The sequence below is a fragment of the Paenibacillus sp. sgz302164 genome (assembly GCF_056120505.1).
The window spans coordinates 103504-126407 of the sequence record NZ_JBVYOL010000022.1; the positions used below are offsets into that span (position 1 = coordinate 103504).

At 47.7% G+C, this 22904-nt stretch carries 19 protein-coding genes, 13 tRNA genes and 1 rRNA gene; 3 read left to right on the forward strand and 30 right to left on the reverse strand.

What is annotated here, in order from left to right:
* Positions 1–11 precede the first annotated feature (11 nt).
* The 16 genes from AC0LWT_RS29385 to ppc all read right to left on the reverse strand — a co-directional run bounded on the left by AC0LWT_RS29385 (position 12) and on the right by ppc (position 17989).
* Positions 12–1172, reverse strand: coding sequence for an ADP-ribosylglycohydrolase family protein (locus AC0LWT_RS29385; protein ID WP_474684848.1), 1161 nt, complete (start codon positions 1170–1172; stop codon positions 12–14).
* Between the two features lie 64 nt (positions 1173–1236).
* Positions 1237–2691 (reverse strand): extracellular solute-binding protein, encoded by a 1455-nt coding sequence (locus tag AC0LWT_RS29390; protein WP_474684849.1) that lies wholly within the window; start codon positions 2689–2691, stop codon positions 1237–1239.
* 29 nt (positions 2692–2720) lie between these two features.
* The gene (locus tag AC0LWT_RS29395; RefSeq protein WP_474684850.1) at positions 2721–3605 is read right to left on the reverse strand and encodes a carbohydrate ABC transporter permease; all 885 of its coding nucleotides are present in this window, start codon (positions 3603–3605) and stop codon (positions 2721–2723) included.
* 14 nt (positions 3606–3619) lie between these two features.
* Positions 3620–4504 (reverse strand): ABC transporter permease, encoded by an 885-nt coding sequence (locus AC0LWT_RS29400; RefSeq protein WP_474684867.1) that lies wholly within the window; start codon positions 4502–4504, stop codon positions 3620–3622.
* A 197-nt stretch (positions 4505–4701) separates the two neighbouring features.
* Positions 4702–5547 (reverse strand): AraC family transcriptional regulator, encoded by an 846-nt coding sequence (locus AC0LWT_RS29405; protein ID WP_474684851.1) that lies wholly within the window; start codon positions 5545–5547, stop codon positions 4702–4704.
* Between the two features lie 353 nt (positions 5548–5900).
* Positions 5901–6089, reverse strand: coding sequence for a lipocalin-like domain-containing protein (locus AC0LWT_RS29410; RefSeq protein WP_474684852.1), 189 nt, complete (start codon positions 6087–6089; stop codon positions 5901–5903).
* A gap of 343 nt (positions 6090–6432) precedes the next feature.
* A complete protein-coding gene (locus tag AC0LWT_RS29415) occupies positions 6433–6675 on the reverse strand; it encodes a hypothetical protein (RefSeq protein ID WP_474684853.1) in 243 nt (80 codons plus the stop codon).
* Positions 6638–6754, reverse strand: coding sequence for a helix-turn-helix domain-containing protein (locus AC0LWT_RS29420; protein ID WP_474684868.1), 117 nt, complete (start codon positions 6752–6754; stop codon positions 6638–6640). The genes AC0LWT_RS29415 and AC0LWT_RS29420 overlap by 38 nt, the downstream gene beginning before the upstream one ends.
* 191 nt (positions 6755–6945) lie before the next feature.
* Positions 6946–8775: a glutamine--fructose-6-phosphate transaminase (isomerizing) gene (gene glmS, locus AC0LWT_RS29425; RefSeq protein ID WP_474684854.1), complete on the reverse strand. Its 1830-nt coding sequence runs from the start codon at positions 8773–8775 to the stop codon at positions 6946–6948.
* Positions 8776–9273: 498 nt separating this feature from the next.
* Positions 9274–10614: a phosphoglucosamine mutase gene (gene glmM / locus AC0LWT_RS29430; protein WP_474684855.1), complete on the reverse strand. Its 1341-nt coding sequence runs from the start codon at positions 10612–10614 to the stop codon at positions 9274–9276.
* Between the two features lie 30 nt (positions 10615–10644).
* Positions 10645–11895 carry a CdaR family protein gene (locus tag AC0LWT_RS29435; RefSeq protein WP_474684856.1) on the reverse strand — a complete coding sequence of 417 codons (1251 nt, stop codon included), beginning with the start codon at positions 11893–11895 and terminating at the stop codon, positions 10645–10647.
* Positions 11888–12703, reverse strand: a complete 816-nt coding sequence (cdaA, locus tag AC0LWT_RS29440) for a diadenylate cyclase CdaA (protein ID WP_474684857.1) — start codon at positions 12701–12703, stop codon at positions 11888–11890. Before cdaA ends, AC0LWT_RS29435 begins: the two co-directional genes overlap by 8 nt.
* Positions 12704–12879: 176 nt before the next feature.
* Entirely contained in the window at positions 12880–13488 is a 609-nt protein-coding gene (locus tag AC0LWT_RS29445) for a zf-HC2 domain-containing protein (RefSeq protein ID WP_474684858.1), read from the reverse strand.
* A 64-nt stretch (positions 13489–13552) separates the two neighbouring features.
* Positions 13553–14149 carry an RNA polymerase sigma factor SigW gene (gene sigW / locus AC0LWT_RS29450; protein ID WP_474684859.1) on the reverse strand — a complete coding sequence of 199 codons (597 nt, stop codon included), beginning with the start codon at positions 14147–14149 and terminating at the stop codon, positions 13553–13555.
* Between the two features lie 58 nt (positions 14150–14207).
* The gene (locus tag AC0LWT_RS29455) at positions 14208–15077 is read right to left on the reverse strand and encodes an EamA family transporter (protein ID WP_474684860.1); all 870 of its coding nucleotides are present in this window, start codon (positions 15075–15077) and stop codon (positions 14208–14210) included.
* Between the two features lie 125 nt (positions 15078–15202).
* Positions 15203–17989, reverse strand: a complete 2787-nt coding sequence (gene ppc / locus AC0LWT_RS29460; protein ID WP_474684861.1) for a phosphoenolpyruvate carboxylase — start codon at positions 17987–17989, stop codon at positions 15203–15205.
* 339 nt (positions 17990–18328) lie between these two features.
* Between ppc and AC0LWT_RS29465 the strand changes: the two genes are divergently transcribed.
* The 3 genes from AC0LWT_RS29465 (at position 18329) to AC0LWT_RS29475 (ending at position 20825) form a co-directional block, all read left to right on the forward strand.
* Entirely contained in the window at positions 18329–18781 is a 453-nt protein-coding gene (locus AC0LWT_RS29465; RefSeq protein WP_474684862.1) for a CcdC protein domain-containing protein, read from the forward strand.
* An 84-nt stretch (positions 18782–18865) separates the two neighbouring features.
* Positions 18866–20104, forward strand: coding sequence for a sensor histidine kinase (locus AC0LWT_RS29470; protein WP_474684863.1), 1239 nt, complete (start codon positions 18866–18868; stop codon positions 20102–20104).
* A gap of 49 nt (positions 20105–20153) precedes the next feature.
* Entirely contained in the window at positions 20154–20825 is a 672-nt protein-coding gene (locus AC0LWT_RS29475) for a response regulator (protein ID WP_474684864.1), read from the forward strand.
* Between the two features lie 711 nt (positions 20826–21536).
* Here the strand turns inward: AC0LWT_RS29475 and AC0LWT_RS29480 are convergent.
* The 14 genes from AC0LWT_RS29480 to rrf all read right to left on the reverse strand — a co-directional run bounded on the left by AC0LWT_RS29480 (position 21537) and on the right by rrf (position 22904).
* A tRNA-Gly gene (locus tag AC0LWT_RS29480) sits at positions 21537–21607 on the reverse strand.
* Positions 21608–21612: 5 nt separating this feature from the next.
* A tRNA-Pro gene (locus tag AC0LWT_RS29485) sits at positions 21613–21686 on the reverse strand.
* 24 nt (positions 21687–21710) lie between these two features.
* A tRNA-Arg gene (locus AC0LWT_RS29490) sits at positions 21711–21787 on the reverse strand.
* Between the two features lie 4 nt (positions 21788–21791).
* Positions 21792–21866 (reverse strand) — tRNA-Gly (locus tag AC0LWT_RS29495).
* Between the two features lie 4 nt (positions 21867–21870).
* Positions 21871–21950 (reverse strand) — tRNA-Leu (locus AC0LWT_RS29500).
* Positions 21951–21965: 15 nt separating this feature from the next.
* Positions 21966–22041 (reverse strand) — tRNA-Lys (locus tag AC0LWT_RS29505).
* 76 nt (positions 22042–22117) lie between these two features.
* Positions 22118–22189: transfer RNA gene (locus AC0LWT_RS29510), tRNA-Gln, on the reverse strand.
* Between the two features lie 64 nt (positions 22190–22253).
* Positions 22254–22325: transfer RNA gene (locus AC0LWT_RS29515), tRNA-Gln, on the reverse strand.
* A 9-nt stretch (positions 22326–22334) separates the two neighbouring features.
* Positions 22335–22407 (reverse strand) — tRNA-Thr (locus AC0LWT_RS29520).
* A gap of 15 nt (positions 22408–22422) precedes the next feature.
* Positions 22423–22498 (reverse strand) — tRNA-Val (locus AC0LWT_RS29525).
* Between the two features lie 50 nt (positions 22499–22548).
* A tRNA-Glu gene (locus AC0LWT_RS29530) sits at positions 22549–22620 on the reverse strand.
* Between the two features lie 11 nt (positions 22621–22631).
* Positions 22632–22704: transfer RNA gene (locus AC0LWT_RS29535), tRNA-Thr, on the reverse strand.
* 5 nt (positions 22705–22709) lie between these two features.
* Positions 22710–22782 (reverse strand) — tRNA-Asn (locus AC0LWT_RS29540).
* A gap of 5 nt (positions 22783–22787) precedes the next feature.
* Positions 22788–22904, reverse strand: a 5S ribosomal RNA gene (gene rrf, locus AC0LWT_RS29545).

A 22904-nucleotide genomic window follows, 5' to 3' on the forward strand; every position in this document is an offset into this window, starting at 1 on the left:
GTCCACCGCCTTTATTGTATTGAACGAAGCTGCTCTTGCCTGCGCTCACTTAGCTCTATGTCTTCTTGAATGATGGCCGAAGCCGCTTCGATGAATCGGTCGCACTGCGTCTTGAAATCCTGCTTACTCGCTTCCTCCAGCGCATTGATTTCGTCGCCTGGCATCGCCTGCACGCCCTGCATCGCTCCGAGAATAGCGCCGATCATGACGCCGATGGAGTCCGTGTCGCGCCCCGAGCTTACGCCGTCTTTGACGGCTTCCAGGAAATCTCCTTCGTGCAAAACAATGAAACCAAGTGCCAGAGGTAACTCCTCAATCGAGAGCAATCTGCTAGGAGTATAATGATTTGATATAGTGCCTACCTTATCGATGCTGCGATTCACATCGTCTCCCATCGGAGAGTAGCGTGCGATTATTTCATGAAATGCCCGTACGACGTAGTCGCGGTCTTTCTTCACAGACCGAAGTTCCAGCGCTTTCTCACAAATGTCTCGAATGGCCCGCTTCGTGCCATCCTTCGCATAATGCAATGCCGTATTTACGATATCCTGAACGGTCGCACCTGGTTCAAACGCCTTGGCAACGCAGCAGGCCATAACTCCTGCCGCTTCCAGCCCATAGCTGATCTGGTGACCGGAGGCGAAGAGTATCGCTTCATCATACGCAGCCTTCGGATTGCACGCGTTCACAATTCCAATTGGAGAGATATACATGGCAGCACCGCAATTGACCATATTGCCGTGACCGCCTTCACGAGGCTCGCAATTCGCGAGCAAATGCCGGTTATAAATATGTTTCTCCGGATAAAACAATCGATCCAAGATGAGAGCTTCCCTGCCGAATTCCGGAATATACCGTGGACGAAACCCTATTTCTTTGACAAATTCGTTAGCCATATCGTAGGCATCCAGATGTCGGCGCTCTGTACAGTAAACATTCATTAATGCAAGCGTCATCAGTGTATCGTCCGTAACGATGCCATGGCCTCGCATTCTACCAAGCCTGGCGCTGTCCGGCCAATCAGCCTTCCACCATTTTGTTCTAGTCGTCTCGACTCTAGCGTACGTTTCCCTTATCTGGCTGTAAGTCATTTTCTCCACTACCGCCCCCATCGCATCACCGAAGGCCGTACCGAAGATGACTCCCTTTACTCGATCCGCAAACGAAACCATGATTCACACTCCCATTTTTAAAGGCGGTGTATGAATCTAAAGCCTCATACACCGCCTTAGCTATTTACTTGATCGTTTTATTCGCGAATTCTGTGATTTCCTTGCCGCCCGCCGCATTCCAAGCTTGCACAAACGCATCGAAGTCGGCGCTCGTTTTCTTTCCTAATACCATGTTCGCGGCAAATTCCCGATACAACGCGTTGCAAGCATCCCATTTGGCAGCCAGATCTTCAGGGATAATGAAGCTGTTGTCATTAGTAGCAAATGAAGACACCATATCCAAAGATTTGATTGCCGCTTCCGATAAATAGGGTGTGGATGGATCTACCTCTTTCTCCGGTTTGAAATTAACATTATTGTTTACAAAGCGTGGAAACCATTCGGCAATTTTATCTGTAAATTTAATTTTATTATTCACAATATTATATTGATCGCCTTCAACTCCGAACTTATCAAGCATTTGCCCTTTAGGACTTGCCAGAAACTCCAATACAGCGAAGGCCACATCTTTATTTTTTGACGTTTTTGCGATCGCGAAACCGCGGTTTTCCTTAGTTACGTCAACTGGAGAGTAACCTTGACTTACTCCTTTGGCAGGCGGGAGCGGCATAATTTTTGAGCCGTCGCCATTTTGAGTAATCATCTTATTATTAATAATATTGATAGAAGCACCTTGTCTCCCTGCGACAATAGCAGCCTGACCGTCATAAAATGCTTTTTCCTTCGTATCAAATTTCTTTGTAAGGAATTCGGGATCAAGCAATCCTTCTTTATACAGTTTCGCATAAAATTCCAATTTGTTTTTTTCAAAAGATGTCGTTTTACCGAAAGCATATTTGCCATCGGATCCTTTGATCCACGTAGATGTTAACCCAAATGCTTGGCCAAATACCGCATCCAATTCATCCAAGTTTCCGGCAGTCGTATAAGCGAACTTCGCATTGTTTTTTTCCTTAACTTCCTTAAAGAAGTTATAATAGTTATCTATCGTCGGGTTGGCGAGCAAATCTTTACCCGAAACGGTTTTGTTTAGCCAGTCTTGACGTATCACCGGCACCACGTTATCTGTTGGAGATAACCAGACAAGGTACGGATAGTTCTTCGTTCTTTCCTTATTAAACGGATTCATAGCAGCCTTCACGTATGTTGATTTTTCGATATAAGGCGTCAAGTCCTCAAGAATTTTCTGTGTAACGGCATATTGGTAATCCCCACCCTGGAAGTAAATGAGATCGGGTATGTTTCCGCTTTGCAATTGTAGTCCCAGACTTTGTGCATAGCTGCCATTTTGCACTTGTACGGGCTGCAATTTAACATTTTTGCCTTCAGCCTTCATGCCATCTTCAATACCTTTAAGCAGTTTATCATCAGGCAGTAAATCTTTTTCGACAATTGAAATTGTTACTGGCTTATCGGCTTGACCTTTCGGCGAATCGTTCGGAGCAGTTGATTTTCCAGTGCTGCAACCGGTCGTTGTAACGATTAAGATTGCTGCAATCAAGGTAAACATTTTTTTCATTTCTTGGACCCCCCTAATTTTTAATGGTTTTATTCTTTAACGCCACCATCCATGACCCCTTTGGTGTAATACTTGAGGATGACTGGATAGAGCATAAGAATCGGAATCATCGCAATAATTATTGTTGCCGCTTTCAATGACGAGAAATCTAACTGAGCTATATTGTTGTTCTTTAATATGTCGGATACACCTATGATTGTTGACGAATCCCTATCCACTATGAATTGTTTAAGGAGAACCTGCAGTACCGTTTTATCGCGACTGGGCAGGAAGATACTCGATTTAAAAAACTCGTTCCACCTTGCAACCGCATAAAACATTCCGATCGTCAGAAGAGGAATACGCGCCAGCGGCAAGACGATTTTCAAAAATAACGTCATATGCCCCGCGCCGTCAATTTTGGCAGCTTCCATCAAGCTGTCGGGAATTTCCTCCAGGAAACGCATCATGATGATCAAGTAATACACGTTAATCATCCGGTACAGGACCATAGCCCACAGGCTGTCGAGCAAATGCAAATCTTTAACGACCATGTATTCCTGTACGATCCCCGGCTCGAAGATCATAATAATAATGAGAAAAATCATGATCGGCGTTTTTCCAGCAAAATTTTTCCTGGTCAATACGTACGCGGAGAGCGTTGTAAAGAAAATGCTCAAACTAGTACCGACAATCGTAATAAACAGGGAATTATACAGCGCTTTCCCTACAATCGGGTTGCTCAGAACCACTTGAAAGTTAATAAGCGAAAAGCCTCTTGGCCATATTTCATACCCGTGTAACAAATGAACCTTGGCGGGATGCGATAATGCTCTGGCAAACAAGTTCACAACCGGTACGAACATCGTTAATGTAATGGCCGTAAGGATAAGCGCTATAACCCCTTTAGAAAAAGTGATTTGCTTTTCCGGCATGATCAATCAGCTCCTTACCATGCCCCTTTAGAGGTTAATTTCTTTGAGATAAAATGGGTGGAAAGTATAAGAATGACACCGATCAAGCTTTTGAACAAATTAGCGGCTGTCGCAAATGAATATTGTCCGTTAATCAGACCGACACGATAGACGTACGTATCGATAATATCTATATGACTCTCGACAGAAGCGTTGGTAAAGTTCAGCACCTGATCCAATCCGGCATTCATAATAAACCCTACATTCAGAATGAAAATGGTGACCATTGGCACATACAAATGAGGCAACACGATTCGAGTCACGATATGCCAACGGCTCGCTCCATCTACATAAGCAGCTTCATACAAACTTGGGCTAATGCCTATAATCGCTGCTAAGTAAATAATCGAATCCCACCCGATACTACGCCAAGCCTCGCTTGCGAGCAGTACCCAGCGAATGCTAGTATTATCTAAGAGAAAATCTTTAACCGGTAATCCAAGCGCTTTCAAAAATTCATTGACGGCCCCCGTAGATGGAGATAAAAATTCAAACCAAATCCCCGCTATAACGACCCATGACAAAAAGTGTGGCAAGTACGACACAACTTGTATTGCCTTCCGGAACTTCCCGTTATTAAATTCATTAAGCATCAATGCGAATGTAATCGGAAGCGGGAAAATTAGAAACAATTTCATCGCACTAATAATTAGTGTGTTTTGTAAAACATTAAAAAAAACCGGAGTGCTAAATAGCTGCTTGAAGTATTTGAGCCCTACGTACACATTGTCGCCTAGAATGTGGTAATCATAAAAAGCCAATTTCATACCAATGATCGGCCATACATGAAAAAGGATAAAAAATACAAGGCAAGGCAACAGCATGAAATACAATGTTTTATCCGCCCTCAATCGCTTCATTTTGGTGTACACTTTTAAATTCTCACCTCTTGTCTAGTAAATTCTAAGTTGATTTCAATAAGATAAACTACCTTAACGTTTCAACTTGAAAGCGTTTATAGGAATGGTTGTACAACATTTCTACAATTAAATTTTAATCCATTCACTTTAATGAGTCCTCCTCAATTTGTTTAATTTATTCTCAAAAATAGCTATGGCTATGAAGTTATCATGTATTTTCTGAATTCTTTAGGGGTCATTCCAACAATTTGCTTAAAGGACCTGTAGAAAGAGGCATGACCTTGAAAGCCGCAAGTCAAATAAATCTCGGTAATCGATACATTGGGGTCGCTCAATTTTTTTTTGGACTCGTGAATACGGATTTTTGTTAGATATTCTTTAAAGCCTTCTCCCATCGTTTCTTTAAATAAATGATAGGCCCGGGATGGGCTTAAAGATAAACTTGCAGCTATGTCCTTAAGCTGTATATTTTCATGATACTGATTATGAATCAGCCACAGAGCCGGCTGCAGTTTCTTATATGCCTGCAACGAGCGGTTCCACTCTTCCGTTGGTATTTCTTTTGCATAATGGCGGAAAAGGTGTGTACACACCTGCATCAACAATCCTCGAATCATGCTCGTATACGCTCGATCCTGTTCCTTAGTTTCATTCCAAATGTCACTAAGAAGCTTTCCAATCTGTATAGCTATCTGCAGATTCCCATCAATTTTATTCATAAAATATTTTGACTTCATAAAAAACGGGGCTAACAACTCATTATCCCCTCCATCAATTAAAGACCCTTCAAATTTTAAGAAGTGAAATTGGCTCGGTTTTAAAGGATCGGATTGCGCCCGATGCTTTTCCATATGGCTAACAATGAATACATCACCTGTATTAATCTCATAACGCCTATCCTCAAAGTAAAATAGTCCTTTTCCCTCAATGCAGTATCCGACCTCAAACGAAGTGTGCCAATGGAATGGTTCAAGAAAGATACTAGGCATCCAGCGCGAAATATGTATGGGGAAATTTTTATTTAAGTTATAGTCTCGCTTCACTATGAATCACATTCCTTTATTCAATTGGGTTCGTTAGCTTTTCCCTATGTGGCCATAAACTACGTATACCTTTCGTTCGTACTTCAAACCATCAGTATGTCTGATTGGTGGATAGTTAGTCAAAGAAATTCCTTTTTTCCGAACTTTGTGAAAGAAAGGATCGATCTTTGTTTGTATAAAAGCTTTCCCAAAAACAGATCATCCTCGTTATATTCGCAAAATAATTGATTATTTCGGATTCAGTGCGTAACATCATGATGCTTATATTTTTCCTTATTTTGTAAAATATATTCTGGTGGTTCCCCCTTCTGATCTCCACAGTTCATCAGTTCGTCCCGCTTCGTGAACTCAATTCACCTGGACATAGGATCAAATACCTGTGCTGCGTGAAGACGAAAGGCAGTCATAAGCACAATGGACATGTGTCCATCATCAGCATACATGAGATAGCCGGTGGCATCTTCCCCCCAAAGGATAGATCTTCTCTCCGTGCTCATCCTGTTCTCGTAGGAAACAAGCAAAATACCATTTCCATTATTCATAGGCCAAATTTCGTGTTGTAACCCCCCAAAAAAATAATACACCCGGAAATCGAAATCTCCGGGGCTCTTAATGAGGTATTCAACTCACCAGTCACTATCTTTAATGACAAGGCACTAACTATAATGTTCAGGTACCGACTATAATGTTCAGACACAAACTTAAATGTCTCTGAACTTTATTCCGTACTTCTCCTGTCAACATCTACTTAGCCCTGCCTTCCATATTTCAAACGTAAAGTCGTATAATACATAAGACTTATTCTATAAACAAAATGAAAACTCCTGTTTCGCCAAAAAAACCCATCACAAACCGATGGGGAGATCGAGGTAGATATCGAAAACGTTAATACCGCCTTATTTTCAGTTTTATGAATTCAATTATTTCATCCTGATCGAATGCCTTTAATTTATCAAAAAGAATCAGTAAATCAGCTTCTTTTTCATTTACGCCTTTGACCTCAAATGCTTTGTCTTCTTCGTAGCTTTTCTCTCCAACAAGAAGCCATTCAACATTTGTTCCATATCCTTCGACAATTGAGAGGACGGTATCAGTTGATGGTTTTATACTTATCCTGTTCCAATTCACTAAGTGTCGCCTGCGAAATCCCAATTCGATTTGCGAAATCAACTTGATTTATTTTATCTAGCTTCCTGATCGTCCTAATTCAACTGCCGATCGTTTCGATATGTATCACCCCTTAATAAAAAAGTCCCGATGATTTTAGGTCACCGGGACTGACTTAGCGGTTCACGACATTTTTTACTGGTTCACGACATTCTTTACTGGTTCATGACTTTTTTTACTGGTTCACGACTTTTTTATCACCAGACATTTCACCAAAACCACACAAGCCTCTTACTCCACCGTCACGCTTTTCGCCAAGTTGCGTGGTTTGTCAACATCGTTGCCGCGGGAGAGCGATGCGTAGTATGACAGCAATTGCAGCGGCACAACTGCCAGGGCCGGTGCGAGCAAATCCAAAGTCTTAGGAATCACGAACGTGCTGTCGACTGATTTTTGCAGTTCTTCCTCGCCTTCCACGGCGATGCCTAGCACGTTCGCTCCGCGAGCTTTGACCTCTTTAATGTTGCTCACGGTTTTCTCAAGCAGTTCGTGCTGGGTGGCAAGCGCGATTACCGGAACGCCTTCTTCGATCAGCGCCAGCGTGCCGTGTTTAAGTTCGCCTGCAGCGTAAGCTTCCGAGTGAATGTAAGAAATTTCCTTCAATTTCAACGAACCTTCCAGAGCAACGGCATAATCCAATCCTCTTCCGATGAAGAAAAGATTATCGTGCTTCGCCATATCTTCGGCAACGGCTTTCAGCGCCTCGGATTGCCCCAAAATGGCTTCCACTTGCTCAGGCAGTTCCTTCATGGCCGCGATCAATTGTTTGATTTCATCAGCCGTTTGGGTGCCCAAAGTTTGAGCTAGATGCATGCCGAACAAATAAAATGCGATCAACTGCGACGTATACGCCTTCGTGGATGCTACCGCAATCTCGGGCCCCGCCCAAGTCACGATAACGTCGTCCGCTTCGCGGGCAACCGAGCTGCCTACAACGTTGGTGATGGCAAGCACGTGTGCTCCGCAGCGTTTGGCTTCGCGAAGGGCGGCAAGCGTATCCGCCGTTTCGCCGGATTGGCTGACAACGATCACTAGCGTATCTTTCGTAATGATCGGGGAGCGGTAACGATACTCTGAAGCGACATCCGTTTCAACCGGAATGCGCGCCAGCTTCTCGATCACGTATTTGCCGACCATCCCTGCATGATACGCCGTTCCGCAGGCAACAATATGAACGCGGCTAATATTGCGAATTTCTTCAGCGGTTATCGTCAATTCCTTCAAAGCGACTTGCGAGTTATCCGATGCAATCCGGCTTCCCATAGTATCACGGTACGCTTTAGGCTGCTCGTGGATTTCTTTCAGCATGAAGTGATCAAATCCGGCTTTTTCCGCAGTAATAATGTCCCAATCGACATGAAACATTTCTCGGGAAATAAAATTCCCCTCCAACGTCATTAATTCGACACCATCACGCGTTAAAAGCGCCATTTCGCCATCATTCAAAATAAACACATTGCGCGTATATTCCAAAATAGCCGGGATATCCGAACCGATAAAGTTTTCTCCTTCGCCAATTCCAATGATCAAAGGACTGGCTTGTCGAACAGCTACCAGCCGATCCGGTTCATACTCGGTAAGAACGCCCAGCGCAAAAGCTCCAGTTATCCGTTTGACCGCCTTTTGCACCGCTTTGAGGATGTCGCCTTCGTACAAATCGGCGATCAAATGGGAAATAACCTCCGTATCGGTTTCCGAAACGAACACATGACCTTTGGCGATCAACTCTTCCTTCAAGCTAAGATAGTTCTCAATAATGCCGTTGTGCACAACGGAAAATTTCAAAGAATTGTCCGTATGCGGGTGAGAATTAATGTCGGACGGTTTGCCGTGCGTTGCCCAACGCGTATGCCCGATTCCTACGCTTCCGTTCAAAGGAGCTTCCTCCAGCTTCGACTCGAGGTTCGCAATGCGCCCCTTTGCTTTCTGAATCTGAAGACCGCTTGTCGTATAAACAGCCACTCCTGCCGAATCATAGCCGCGGTACTCAAGTTTCTTGAGACCTTCCAACAATATTTCCTGAGAGTTACGCTTTCCGATATATCCAACAATTCCGCACATAGTGTGTTAAACCTCCATAGTTTAATAAGCCCTTCATCAAGGACTTTTTTTTTTCAAAGAACGACGTTTTTTGCCCATACCAAAAAAATCTATACAATCATCGAATAAGTTCAATTCAACTTTTATGGTGATGTTGGAATCTTGTCAGCCTGGTCGCCCAAGCGTTTTTGCCTTCCAACTTTACGGTACTCAACAATACCGGAAGGTCCCCGCCGAATGTTTCGAACACCTTCACCTCGTCAACTCGTTTGCGCAGTTTTATAACCTGTTTCCGTCCCGCTCCCGAGTTCTGGCGCTTGTAAATCTTTATGCCGACCTCTGCCCTGCCTTTCCTTCTTGAGTAAAAGGTAATGAAAAACTTTCAGAAAACATAATTACATCTTATTCATTTTCATGTCTCAATGCAACAGATTTTTACAAACAAGCAGACCTGTTTTGAAAAAATGATGAAAATCCCCTTCCCGGCAACTGCTCCGAAAAGGGGAGCTTCCTCAAGACCTACACTAACTGCTCTTGAATGACTTTGGCGATATCGTTGACGTAAGCTTCAACCTGCGCTTTATCCGGCCCTTCGGCCATAACGCGGATCAACGACTCTGTCCCGGATGGGCGAACGAGCACGCGGCCGTTGTCGCCCAGCTCGTCTTCCACTTTACGGATCGCCTGATCGATGATCGCGTTGTTTTTCAGCTTGCTTTTATCCGCTACCCGGACGTTAACCAGAATTTGCGGATATTTGCGCATAATCGTTTTCAATTCGCTAAGCTTTTGCCCCGACTGCACGATCGTATCCATCAATTGAAGCGCAGTAAGAATGCCGTCACCGGTCGAAATATAATCAAGGAAAATTACATGGCCGGACTGCTCGCCGCCGAGATTGTACCCGCCTTTGCGCATCTCTTCCATCACGTATCTGTCGCCGACCGCAGTCTGCTTCGCCGTCAGACCGAGCTTCTCAACGCCTTTAAAAAAGCCGATGTTCGCCATGACCGTCGTAACGATCGTGCTGTTGTTCAGCTTGCCGGCGCGGTTCAACGCATCGCCGCAAATGCTGAGAATATAGTCGCCGTCCACTTCGGCGCCCGTTTCATCGATCGCGATCAGGCGATCCGCATCGCCGTCGAAAGCCAAACCGATGGCGGCGCCGTGTTTTACAACTTCCTCTTTCAACTGCTCAGGGTGCGTGGACCCGCAATGATCGTTGATGTTCTTGCCGTTCGGAGCCGCGCCGATGGTCACAACTTCCGCTCCGAGGTCGCGGAACACTTTGGGAGCCAATTCAAAAGCAGAACCGTTCGCGCAATCCAATACAACTTTGAACCCTTTGAACGTGCTGGAAACCGTCGATTTCAAAAACTCCAGGTAAGCAAATTTCGCTTCCATATCGTCCGTAACCGTTCCGATTTCTCCGCCTACCGGTCTTGGCAGCTCATCTGTTCCGGCATCGATCAATTGTTCGATCTCCTGCTCGGTTTCATCCAACAGCTTAAAGCCGTCACCGCCAAAAAACTTGATTCCGTTATCCTCAACCGGATTATGCGAAGCGGAGATCATGACGCCCGCATCCGCGCCCAGCTTCTTGGTCAAATAAGCGACCGCAGGGGTGCTTACAATGCCGATTCGTATGACTTGAACGCCGATGGAAAGCAGCCCTGCGACGAGCGCGGCTTCCAGCATCGGACCCGAAATACGGGTGTCTCTGCCGATGACCACCTTCGGATGCTGAGCTTGACGCGTCAGCACATAGCCGCCGCAGCGGCCGATTTTATAAGCTAATTCCGGCGTCAATTCCTGGTTAGCTACACCGCGGACACCGTCTGTACCAAAATATTTCCCCATGAAATGTTTTCCCCTCTTCATCTGCGAGCATTATGGATTTGTTGTTGTTTTAGGCGGCGTTTTTTCACTAATTTCGACAGTCGCCTTAATATCTTGCGGAGCACCCTTCTTCACAAAGGTCGGAAGGTTGAGCGATACGTTCAGCTCATGCTTTCCAGGCGGCAAATTGCTGACATCGACAATCGCCTGAATATCCTGGGTCTTGATCAGATCGATAATGGCGGGAGCCCCTTCCACCGTCAATTCGATTTGCCCTGGTTCCGGTACGACCACCTTCGTATTGTAATTCTCGTTTTGGCCGATGATGGTCAACGGTATGTTCGATATCGGTTTCGTAACCGACGGTACAATCTCTACATGCACCGTTACTTTAGCCGGGTCTACCTGAGTTACTTTATTCCTGAGCGGGATATCAAGTGAATATTCTTTGGTCTCATTCATATCCTGCACACTGAATTGCGGTCCCTGGTAGAACTCAAGGTGGTCGACGACGTCCTGCGAGCCATAAATGGTTACCTTATCCGGCGTCTGCGTGATCGAGGCGATGGCGAAGCCTTTGGCAGGCTCTCCGCTTGCCTTCAACTGCAGAGGAACCGTCTGGAACGGGCTCGTAATCGGTATCTCCACATCGACGACCGGCGGATTCATGTCAACCGCAGCTTCCTTGCCCTCCTTGTCAAAAGCCTGCAACCTGACCTGCTTCGTAACCGCAGATTGGGCCTTATCCACGGAAACGTCGCCGCGGACATTCTCGATCTGCTCCAGCTTGCTCGTCGGCGCGGTAATGTAGACTTTGTTGGGCTTCACAATCGGCTGCCCCGCTTTGAGCCCCGAAGCCGGCGTGCCTTTGACATTGATGACGACAGGAACTTCCTTCATTTGCTTCTCTTCTATGACGACGTTTACGGTCTTCGGAATGACTTCCACATCGACGTCCGAAGGAAATCCTATCGGCTTGAGCGCAAGATTGTGATCGCCGTCGCCAACCTGCGTAAGATCAAGCTCGATCTTGTAATTGTTGCTTGTCGTCACTTTCTTCACGGCGGCATCTTTGCCGCGCAGCACAACCTGCACGTTGGCCGGATCCATTTTTGAAATATAAAAATGACTTTCGTCGTATCTGGTCGTAATGGCGACGTTATTAATCGTTTCCTCCCGATCTCTGAGAAGCGACGTACCCGAAACATTCGTTTCTTCCGTATGTACAACGATCCATAGCAAAATCCCGATCAAGAGGGCGACTACGCGCACCACATTCGTATTCCGCAGCCACTTATCCATTCGAACGTCCCCTCCATTTCAAGAAAGGGTTTTTCTCTTTTGCCTTCGTCTTCGGCTTCAATTCCTCAAACAATTTGCTGATGAGCGATTCCTCTTTAATATCCCTCACGATATGGCCGTTCATCGTCAATGAAATTTGCCCGGTTTCCTCCGAAACGACGATGCACATGGCATCCGAAACCTCGCTCATGCCGATCGCCGCCCGATGCCGCGTTCCCAGCTCCTTGCTGATAAAAGGGTTCTCGGACAGCGGCAAATAACAGCCCGCGGCCATCAGCTGATTCTGGCGCAAAATGACTGCTCCGTCGTGAAGCGGCGTGTTCGGTATAAATATATTAATCAGCAGCTCCGCGCTGATTTTGCTTTCTATGGCAATGCCGGATTCGACGTAGTCCGTGAGTCCGGTCTCCTTTTCGAATACGATCAGGGCGCCGATCTTGCGTTTGGCCAAATATTGGGCGGCCCGAATCACTTCACCGATTCGCTTGTTGACGTCATCGTCCTCTTCGGACGAAGAGCGGCTGAACAGCTTGCCCCGGCCAAGCTGCTCCAGGGCGCGGCGAAGCTCCGGCTGAAATATAATAATAACGCCCAGTACCCCGAACGTAAAAGCTTGATTGACCATCCACTGCAGCGTGCTTAGCTTGAACCAGATGCTGATGGCCCAAGTGAAAACAATGACCAGAATGCCCTTCATCAACTGTATGGCCCTTGTCCCGCGAACGAGCAGTATGAGCTTATAAATCACATAGCTGACGATCAGGATATCGATAATATCCTTAATCGAGATGCCCGTGAGTAAATCCATCCATGATTCCCCCAACAACTGCGCACTTTTTCTCTCTATAAATAGATCATAACATAATATGAACCATTGATCTATCGACCTCTCCTTTCCTGACGTTCAAAATCCGGAAAAGGTTCAGAAAATGGAAAAAAACGCCTCCAATCCCGGTCGCGGCCGGAAAAGAAGACGCTTCTATTTCATTTGGAAAACATGTCTACAAATTCTCCGAGCTTATACCAGACCCAGCTCACAGCCTGATCTACGGTCGTCACCTGGCCGGCGATATGTGCGGTCGAAGCCAAATTCAGCGTACCGTCAATCACGGTCAAATTGCCGGCGACATCGCCTTCAACCTGCAGTTTCCCGCGCTGTACGACAAGATTTCCTTTGACGGTATGGCCTTGGGGCACGATCACCGTATCCCCCTGAATCACAACGTCCTCCAGATCGTTGCCTTTTACCATCATTTGCTGGTCTTCGTTCCACATCGACATGAAGCTTCCGAACATCACGGCAACAAAAACGACGGCAACGGACGCAGCCGGGTGCCGGCGAATCCATTTCACCCAAGGATTGCTTTTTTTCGCAGGCGGAAGTCCGTTCATAATCAGTGCGGTCAAGTGATCCGGCGCATGCAGTGCCGGCAGCGATTTGACAATCGCGTCCGTCCTCTCCAGCTCTTTGAATAACGCATGGCAAGCCGTGCAAGAGATCAAATGCTCTTTTAGCTCCAGTGCCTCCGATCCCTGTAAATCACCATCCAGATATTCATGCATGAGCGGGAGGGCTTCCTTGCAATTCATCATCAGCCACCCCTTTCTTTGCGTTTGCGTAATGTGGTATACCATACGTTTGAGCTCCGAATTTGTTTCACCATCTGAGCACGTTCCGTGCGAAAAATTGTTCATCCTGTTCCAATTTTTTACGCAAATATTCCCGGCCGCGGTGCACTCGGGTTTTGACCGTCGTAACCGGCATGTCCAGGACATCTCCGATTTCCTGAAGCGACATATCGTGAAGATACCTCAGGATCACCACCGATTTATATTTCTCCGGCAGCGTTTCGATCGCTTTGCGGACCTGCTCCTTCGTCTCGGAAACGATGACCTGCTTTTCAGGCGTTTCTTCATGACCGGGAAGCAGCGAGTAATAATCGGCGCCCTCCCCTTCAGGCATTTCCGCATCCAGGGAATACGTATTTTTCCTTCGCCGAAGCTTATCTATGCAAAGATTGGTACCAATCCGAAAAATCCACGTCGAAAACTTTTGATTCTCATCGTATTTATGCAAATTCGTGTATACCCGCAGAAACGTTTCCTGCACCGCATCCTCGGCTTCGTGCTTGTTGTTCAGCATCCGGTAAGCCAGGTGAAAGATCTTGTCTTTGTACAGGTCTACAAGCTCGGCAAAAGCCCCCCGATCTCCGTTCCTGGCCATCTTGGCCAATCGTGCTTCTACAAAATTCACTTTAGGCATCCTCCGGCTTCATCACAATTCGTTTCCCGTAAGAAATAAAACGCTGCAATCAGGATTTGTTTTCAGAAACGACTATTCCAACCAAGATAAGAACCATACCTACCCATTGAATTCCCGACACGTGCTCTCCAATAATCAAAAATGCGGCAATTACGGCAACAGGCAGCTCGATGGACCCAAGCATAGCCGCGAGAGCGCTCCCGATACGGGGAATTCCGATATTGAAAGCTATAGTCGGCACCACTTGCCCCAGGAAACCAAGCAGCAGCCCCCAAAGAATGAGGCTCCCTCCGTTCGCTGCGGCAAATACGGTAGGCGGATAAATGATATACATGACTGGAATAGCTGCTGTCAGCATCACGGCGGATTTCATCAGCGGCGGAAGGGAACTTTTGACTTGGCCCGTAAAAAAGAGGAATACGCTGTACGTTAAGGCCGACAACAGTCCGAAAACGAGCCCTTTCGCGCTAAACTGCCGCAGATCCGTTTCAAAAATATTGACCGAGAGCAAAGTGCCAAGGATGATTAAGACGATTGCAAGCGCTTCTGCTTTTCTGGGAAATCTGCGCTTCACCAGGCAATCCATGGTTATGGTTATCCAGGTAAACTGAAACAGAAGAATGATCGACAAAGAAGCGTTGAGTTCGGAAATCGCGATATTGTAACAAATAGTCGTTAACGCCAGGCCGAATATTCCAATCAAGCTTAGTTTTACCCATGGGCCTTTAAAAGGATTCATCCACGACGGCTTATGAAAAAGCACCAGAATCCATACGAATAACGTTCCCACCGTCATCTGCGCGGGAGTGATTTGCGAATCGCCAAAACCTTGCTCGTACGCCATTTTGATAAAAGAGGAGAGCAGTCCGTAGCTGGACGCTCCAATGATGACCAGAACTATAGCCAACCATCGCCCCATGCTGTGCATTCTCCTTATCCGCGGGCTGCTTGCGATAAGCACAGGAAAAGTCGAGACGCCCATTCTGTCAAGGCTCCCGACTCCCTTTCCTGCTTTAACCTCACGCTGTATATGATGTGGCGCGATCAGCCCGTATTTCTAAGCCCTGCGGCAATTCCGTTAATCGTAAGCAGCACTTCTCTGAGAAGTTCAGAATCGTCTTCATTGCCTTCCTGCAGCGCGCGAAGCTCGGTCAGCAGCTCAACCTGCATATAGCTCAGCGGGTCTACGTACGGATTTCTCAGACGGATCGATTCCTGAATAACCGGAACGTTGTCCAAAATTTCATCCTGCCCGGTAATTTGCAAAATGAGGGAGGAGGTCAGCTCGTATTCCGCCTTGATCAGCCCGAAAATGCGCTCGGCGATCTCCGATTTTTTCACCATGCTGCCGTACTCTTTGGCGATAAGCAGATCCGCTTTTGCCAATGCCATTTGCAAATTATCGATCATGGAACGGAAGAATGACCATTCTTCGTACATTTCCTTGAGCGTATTCAAATTCTCGGCTTTTCCTTGATAAAAGCTTTGCAGACCTGTTCCCGCCGCATACCATGCCGGCAGCAAGTAACGGCTTTGCGTCCAAGCGAATACCCAAGGAATCGCCCGCAAATCTTCAAAACGGTCGCTATTTTTGCGCTTCGACGGACGGGAACCGATGTTCAGCTCGCCAATTTCCGGCAGCGGTGTCGATTCTTTAAAGAATGTCAGGAAATCTTCATCGCGGAAAATAAGATCCTGATATTTCGTTTGCGAACGCTCGGAAATACCTTTCATGATCGTTTCCCACTTGTCTTCCAGAGGGTGCCTTTGCGGCGAACGCGACAATTTGGATGCCGTAATCAACGCAAACGTCGCCTGCTCCAAACTGCGGTAAGCGATGCCCTGCAAGGAGTAGCGCGAAGACAATACCTCGCCTTGCTCGGTAATTTTGATGCCACCGCCCAGCGTTTCGACCGGCTGCGCCAAAATACTGCGGTTCAGCGGCATGCCTCCGCGCCCGAGCGCGCCGCCGCGGCCATGGAAAAACTTCAGCTTCACGCCGAATTTTTTCGCCGCTTCCGTAATGTCCTGCAGCGCCATGCGGAGCTCCCAGTTCGCCGTTATAACACCGCCGTCTTTGTTGCTGTCCGAGTAGCCGAGCATGATCTCATGAAGCTGGGTAACCGGGTCCAGGCTCGCTTTATACGCCGGAATCGCCAGAAGCGTCGACATAATGTCCGGAGCGGCGTGCAAATCGTCGATCGTCTCGAACAGCGGCACGGATTGCAGCGTACAAGTGACGGAACCGTCGCTTTCCTTCCGGTACAGTCCGGCTTCTTTCGCAAACACAAGCACTTCCAGAAGGTCGCTGGCGCCTTGCGTCATACTGATCAAATAGCTGGTAATGCAATTGCGGCCAAACTCTTTTTGCGCCTGCTGAACAGCCCTGTAGACGCTCAGACACTCTTCGGTGCCTTCGGAATAGTCAAGGTAATTCGAAGTGATCGGCCTAGGATCGTTCAAAATATCGCTCAGCAGCTTGATTTTCGCTTCCTCGTCAAGCTTGGAGTAATCGGCGACGATGCCCATTTTCGCCAAAATCTCCTTCATCGCCGATTCGTGCTCTTTGCTGTGCTGCCTGATATCGAGCGCAGCCAAATGGAAGCCGAACAGCTCGACCTGGCGGATGATTTTTTTGATGTATTTGTCCGCTACGTATACGGCAAAATGATTTCTCAGGCTTGCGTCAATAATCTTCAGGTCCTGAATGAATTCTTCAGGATTATTGTATTTATGAGAAGCCGGAACGTGCGCGATGCCGGCATGCTGGATTTTTTCAAGCATATAGGTCACTTTGATCCGGTACGGCTCTTTTTCATTGCGCCACACGTCCTGAATCTCGCCGAGCGCTTCCTTGTCCTCCTGGATGGAGGATATCAGCTCGTCGCTGACGCCCACTATATTTTTGCTGAAGCTCATGTGCTCCAAAGTTTCTTTTAACATTTCCGCGTACTTCTGCAGGGCCAGCTGGCGATGAAGCCCCAGCGTCTCCCAGGTCACGTCCGCAGTTACGGACGGGTTGCCGTCGCGGTCCCCGCCGATCCATGAACCAAATTTCAGGAAAGACGGCACGTGCCATGTCTGCTCCTGATAATATTTGCCCAGGCAGCGCTCCAGCTCGTAGTAAACTTCAGGCAGCACGTCGAACAGCGTCTCATCAAAGAAATAAAGGCCATTGCGCACTTCATCGATAACCGTAGGCTTCCGGTCGCGAAGCTCGTCGGTCTGCCAAAGGTTCAGAACCTCGCCCAAAAGCTTCTCGCGGAGCTGCTCGCGCTCACGGTAAGTAAGCATCGGGTCGTCCAATTTCATCATGTCGTCGGAGATGCGAAGATTGATATCCAGCACGGCTCTGCGCATCGCCTCGGTAGGGTGGGCAGTCATCACGAGCTCCAGAGAAATCGATTGTAAAATTTCCTGAACCTCGTCGTAAGGAACGTGATTGTTTTTCAATTCTTGTACAATGCTTTCGATCGAACCCGGTTGAACCGAATCGCCCGATGAACGCTCGTAATCCCGTTTACGGCGAATACGATGGTTTTGCTCCGCAATGTTAACCAGTTGAAAATAAATGGCGAACGCCCGAATCACCTGATGGCGAATTTCCGGGGCTAACGAGCCGATCGTGTGCTTGAACTCCTGAAAAATTTCCGGCACAAAATGAGCCCTCAACGATTTGCTCATCTCCCGGATTTTCTCCACAACATCAAGCAGTTCGTGTCCGCCCTGATGCACCAATACTTCACCCAAAATATGCCCCAAGAAGCGTACATCTCTGCGCAGCAAATTGTTGGTCGACTGCTTCTGTAAGGTCATACCGCTCTCTGTCATACTCTCCACCTCATCTATCTGCTATGTTGCTCTAAAGCTTTAATCTATAAAAAACCATTACAGAATATTTTACCACAATCCTTTAGCTTCATATAGTGCCAAAATAAAAAAAGACCCAATTTAGGCGGTGGTAATTTATGTATAGTATGCTCCGTTGCGCATAGAGGTAATATGGAATATAACGCCATTTTACAAGCTTTTGGCACATCCTTGACCTGAACCCTGTATCCATCTTTAGAAGTACGCGGCATAGCGAAAATCAACCTCTCGGAGGACTTCATATGTGGCCTGAGCCGATATACTTGTGCTATAACAATCAAAGAGAGGCTGAAGCGAACCATGAATACGATGACAAGTTACTTAATCATCCTCGTTATTATTATACTTCTATCGATGAGAGAAAAGGAAGTGCGCCCTGCAACAATGTGGATTGTGCCGGCCCTTTTCATATGGCAAACCGTCCCGAATATCGCGCAGTCCGAGTTGACGCCGCTACGGCTGCTGCTTTATCTGATCTGCTTGATTTTCGGTGTGATTGTCGGCTTTTGGAGAGGCAAGCTGGAAACAGTACGCGTAAACCCTGCATCCGGAAAAATTACTTCTCAGGGATCAGTCGCCGGAGTCGCCGTTTTTATGGGCATCATGCTGCTAAGAATGCTGGCCGGCTACTGGGGCAAAGAGCATGCGTTAATCTCGCTGACCACGGCGCTGCTCCTTATTCCGCTCGGCACGATATGCGCCCGCCGGTATGTGATCTATTTGAAATACAAGCAAATATTGGGCCGACGATAAATAGCGGGCGACCGGATTGTACAGCGATGTATACTCCGGCCGCCTTGCCGCGTAAACCCGGATAATTGCGGAAAGGACCGCTGCATGGATAAGACTTCCGTTCTGCTCGAAATATGTAAGCAAAAAGTATTTTCCCGGCCTCGTGCTATTGCGCTGAGCCTGCTTATCCTGTACACGCTGGTGCATACCATTAACCTCTCGTCCCTCGTTTCAATCGTGCTGGGGATTGTTTTGTGCCTGTCTTACGTAACTTTAGTGTGGCTGCCGAAACGGCTGCGAGCGAACCGCAGTATGGTCATCGCTCTCATTGCTCTCTGGATATTGACTGTTGTCGATTGGCTCTATTTTGATGCCGATCAGTCAGCCGTCACGTTAATTAGCTATCTTGTAGGCTATACGGCGTTATCCTTACCCGGTTCGGTGTCCGCTGCGATAATTGTTGGAATAATCGCAACCGATGCCCTCATTTTCTTTTATGTACGGCAAAAGAGCTTTGACGATATCCTTGTCATCTCCGTCATTCATGCAGGATTATATGTACTGTTGTGGGGAGCACGATTGAAACGTGCTGCCAGAGAAATGAACGCACGCCATTTTGAAGAGTTGAAAAAAGCCCATGCGCAATTGGCCGATGCCCACTTGGAGCTTCAACAAGCGCATCAAGACTTGGAAGAAGCCACCACACGCGTGCTGCGTTATGCGGTCCTGGAGGAAAGGAATCGAATTGCCGTAGATATACACGACAGCATCGGGCACGGCTTAACTTCTGTAATCGTTCAACTGCAGGCCCTTCCTTATGTATTAAAATCGAACTCCGCTGAAGCCGACAATACCGTCCGAACCGTATTGGAAGTAGCCCGCCGCTGTTTGCAGGAAGTGCGTTCGGTCGTACACCAAATGGCCGTCGACGATGCGGACCTCGGTTTGGTAGCAATGAAAAGCTTGGTCAAACAAGTCCAGGATCAAAGCGGTATTCAAATCGCCTTCTCCGTTAATGAACCGGTCAACCAATGGAGAGTCGAAATCGCCGAATTGCTTTATCGCGTTCTCCAGGAGGCTTTGACCAACGTGATTCGCCATGCCAAAGCCTCTCATGTTGATATTCACCTGAACGAGAACCATGGTGAAATCACGATGACCGTCAGCGACAACGGGAACTATGACAGACCTGACCCGCCTTCGCCGGGATTCGGTCTTTCGGGAATTCAAGCGCGGTGCGAGAGAGCAGGGGGCAGTTTTCTTATACGTCCGAGGAAAACGCACGGGTTGGAACTGATTGTGGCCGTTCCTCTAGGTAGTGGTGTTCAAGTTCGACAAAGCTAAACATCGGGGAGTCAGATAGGACTTTCTCGGACAAATTAGGAGGTTAACCATGAATTCAGCCACGATTCGGGTAGCGATTGCTGACGACCAGCCTTTAATCAGGCAAGGTCTTAGCTATATCATCAACGCTCAGGAAGACATGTGTATAGTCGGCGACGCCGGCAGCGGACGCGAAGCCGTATCGCTGGCAAGCCGTACGAAACCTCACGTTCTGCTAATGGACGTGCAGATGCCGGAATGCAGCGGAATCGACGCAACACGCGAAATCGCAGCTTTAGAGCCCGACTGCAAAGTCGTCATTCTTACGACATTTGATTTTGAGAAATATGTATTCGACAGTATCCGCTCGGGAGCGGTCGGGTATTTGTTAAAAGACGCCGATCCGGCCGAACTGATCGATACCATTCGATCCGCTCATCGAGGAGAAGCTATATTTCGTACGGGGATAGCTGCCAAGGCCATCGCTCAAGCCGTACAAACCGCCATACCCTCTTATGCGAGCGGTGCAGCGGATATCCACATTACTGAGACCATTACCGATCGGGAAATGGAGGTTCTCCAGCAGATGGCCTACGGATTGCGAAACGAAGAAATCGCGGCCAAACTCCATATCAGCGAAAGCACGGTAAAAACCCACGTCCATCGAATCCTGCAAAAATTCGGCGTCGAAGACCGCACACAAGCGGTTGTATACGCGATTCGAAACCGGATAGTTTCGTAAAAAAGCCCCGAGGAATATGCCCCCGCGGGCTTGTATGACTAGTAAGCAGTCAGATTTAAATCGGCGGATTAGCAGTAAACTCTGAAAACTATCGATCGATTATCCGCAATTCAAGACCTGACGCTATACTAGGTGCAAACGGCCAAGTCAATCGAGAGTGCCCTGCCTCACGCAGCCCACTTGCTAAAAGCTGATACAAAAACCGAAAGCGTCCAGACCGTTTGAAGCACTGGCATGCCAGGAGGCAGCGCATTTGCTTAGGCGCGGGGAAAAACCTGCAAAAGTGCAGCTTTTAGGTCGCTGAGACGCTTGTTAACGAAACATTCCTGCAAATGTGCAGTTTTTTTCGCGAATATTTGAGCTCAGACCCATTTGTGTCGGAATTCCTGCGCAATTGCAGGCTTTTTCCAAAAATAGACCACAAACGCAGAAAAAGCCTGCACTTTCGCAGGCTTTTCGGGTTACCAAGCTCTAGCACGCTTCACGAGTGGCTGCACCAACAATTAAGGTCCGCTCTGTCTGCCCCTACCCAAAGTGCCGTGACTTTTCAAGATTCTGAATTGTGCTTTAATCCCCTAACAATCTTGCCTCAAACGTCTTCCTGGAGATTTGCAGGTTATTTCCGCCCCGTATTTCCACCTTGGAAAAACTGTGTTATGACAAAAAACAAACTCCCTATGCTCAGCATAAGGAGTTTGTTTTGAAACTGTAAGCGGGTGATGGGAATCGAACCCACGCTACCAGCTTGGAAGGCTGGAGTTCTACCATTGAACTACACCCGCACGTATCGGGACGACACGATTTGAACATGCGACCCCCTGCTCCCAAAGCAGGTGCTCTACCAAGCTGAGCTACGTCCCGATAGTATGAAGCTTAGTAAAGAAATGGCGTGCCCAGAGAGATTCGAACTCCCGACCTTTTGATTCGTAGTCAAACGCTCTATCCGGCTGAGCTATGGGCACTTAATGGAGCGGAAGACGGGATTCGAACCCGCGACCCTCGCCTTGGCAAGGCGATGCTCTACCCCTGAGCCACTTCCGCATGATGCGCGTAGAGGGACTTGAACCCCCACGGTCGCCCGCTAGATCCTAAGTCTAGTGCGTCTGCCAATTCCGCCATACGCGCATGGTGTTACTAAAATGGTGAGCCATGTAGGACTCGAACCTACGACACCCTGATTAAAAGTCAGGTGCTCTACCAACTGAGCTAATGGCTCAAGCTATAATTATGGGGTCCCCGCAAAGTAATCGGAATTCGCTTCAGAGCTTATCTTCACTTTGTGGGGTGTAATACTGGGGATCTAGGATTCGAACCTAGGCATGACGGAGTCAAAGTCCGTTGCCTTACCGCTTGGCTAATCCCCAATACTCACATGCCGTCGAGAGGACTTGAACCCCNGAGCTTATCTTCACTTTGTGGGGTGTAATACTGGGGATCTAGGATTCGAACCTAGGCATGACGGAGTCAAAGTCCGTTGCCTTACCGCTTGGCTAATCCCCAATACTCACATGCCGTCGAGAGGACTTGAACCCCCAACCTACTGATTACAAGTCAGTTGCTCTACCAATTGAGCTACAACGGCATATTAGGTTGTTCATGGTGGAGGCTGACGGGATCGAACCGCCGACCCTCTGCTTGTAAGGCAGATGCTCTCCCAGCTGAGCTAAGCCTCCGTGGGATATCGGAATCCACTTCGCAAATTCCTTAGCAAAGTGAAATCTTATGACCCGTAGGGGATTCGAACCCCTGTTACCTCCGTGAAAGGGAGGTGTCTTAACCCCTTGACCAACGGGCCTTAATTCATGAAGCTTCCAACCGGAATCGAACCGGTGACCTCATCCTTACCATGGATGCACTCTACCGACTGAGCTATGGAAGCAAAGACTCCCCGAACAGGACTCGAACCTGTGACAACTCGATTAACAGTCGAGTGCTCTACCAACTGAGCTATCAGGGAACAGTGCTTGGCAACGATCTACTCTCCCAGAACCCTTCGGTTCAAGTACCATCGACGCTGGAGGGCTTAACGGTCGTGTTCGAGATGGGAACGCGTGGATCCCCTCCGCCATCATCACCAAA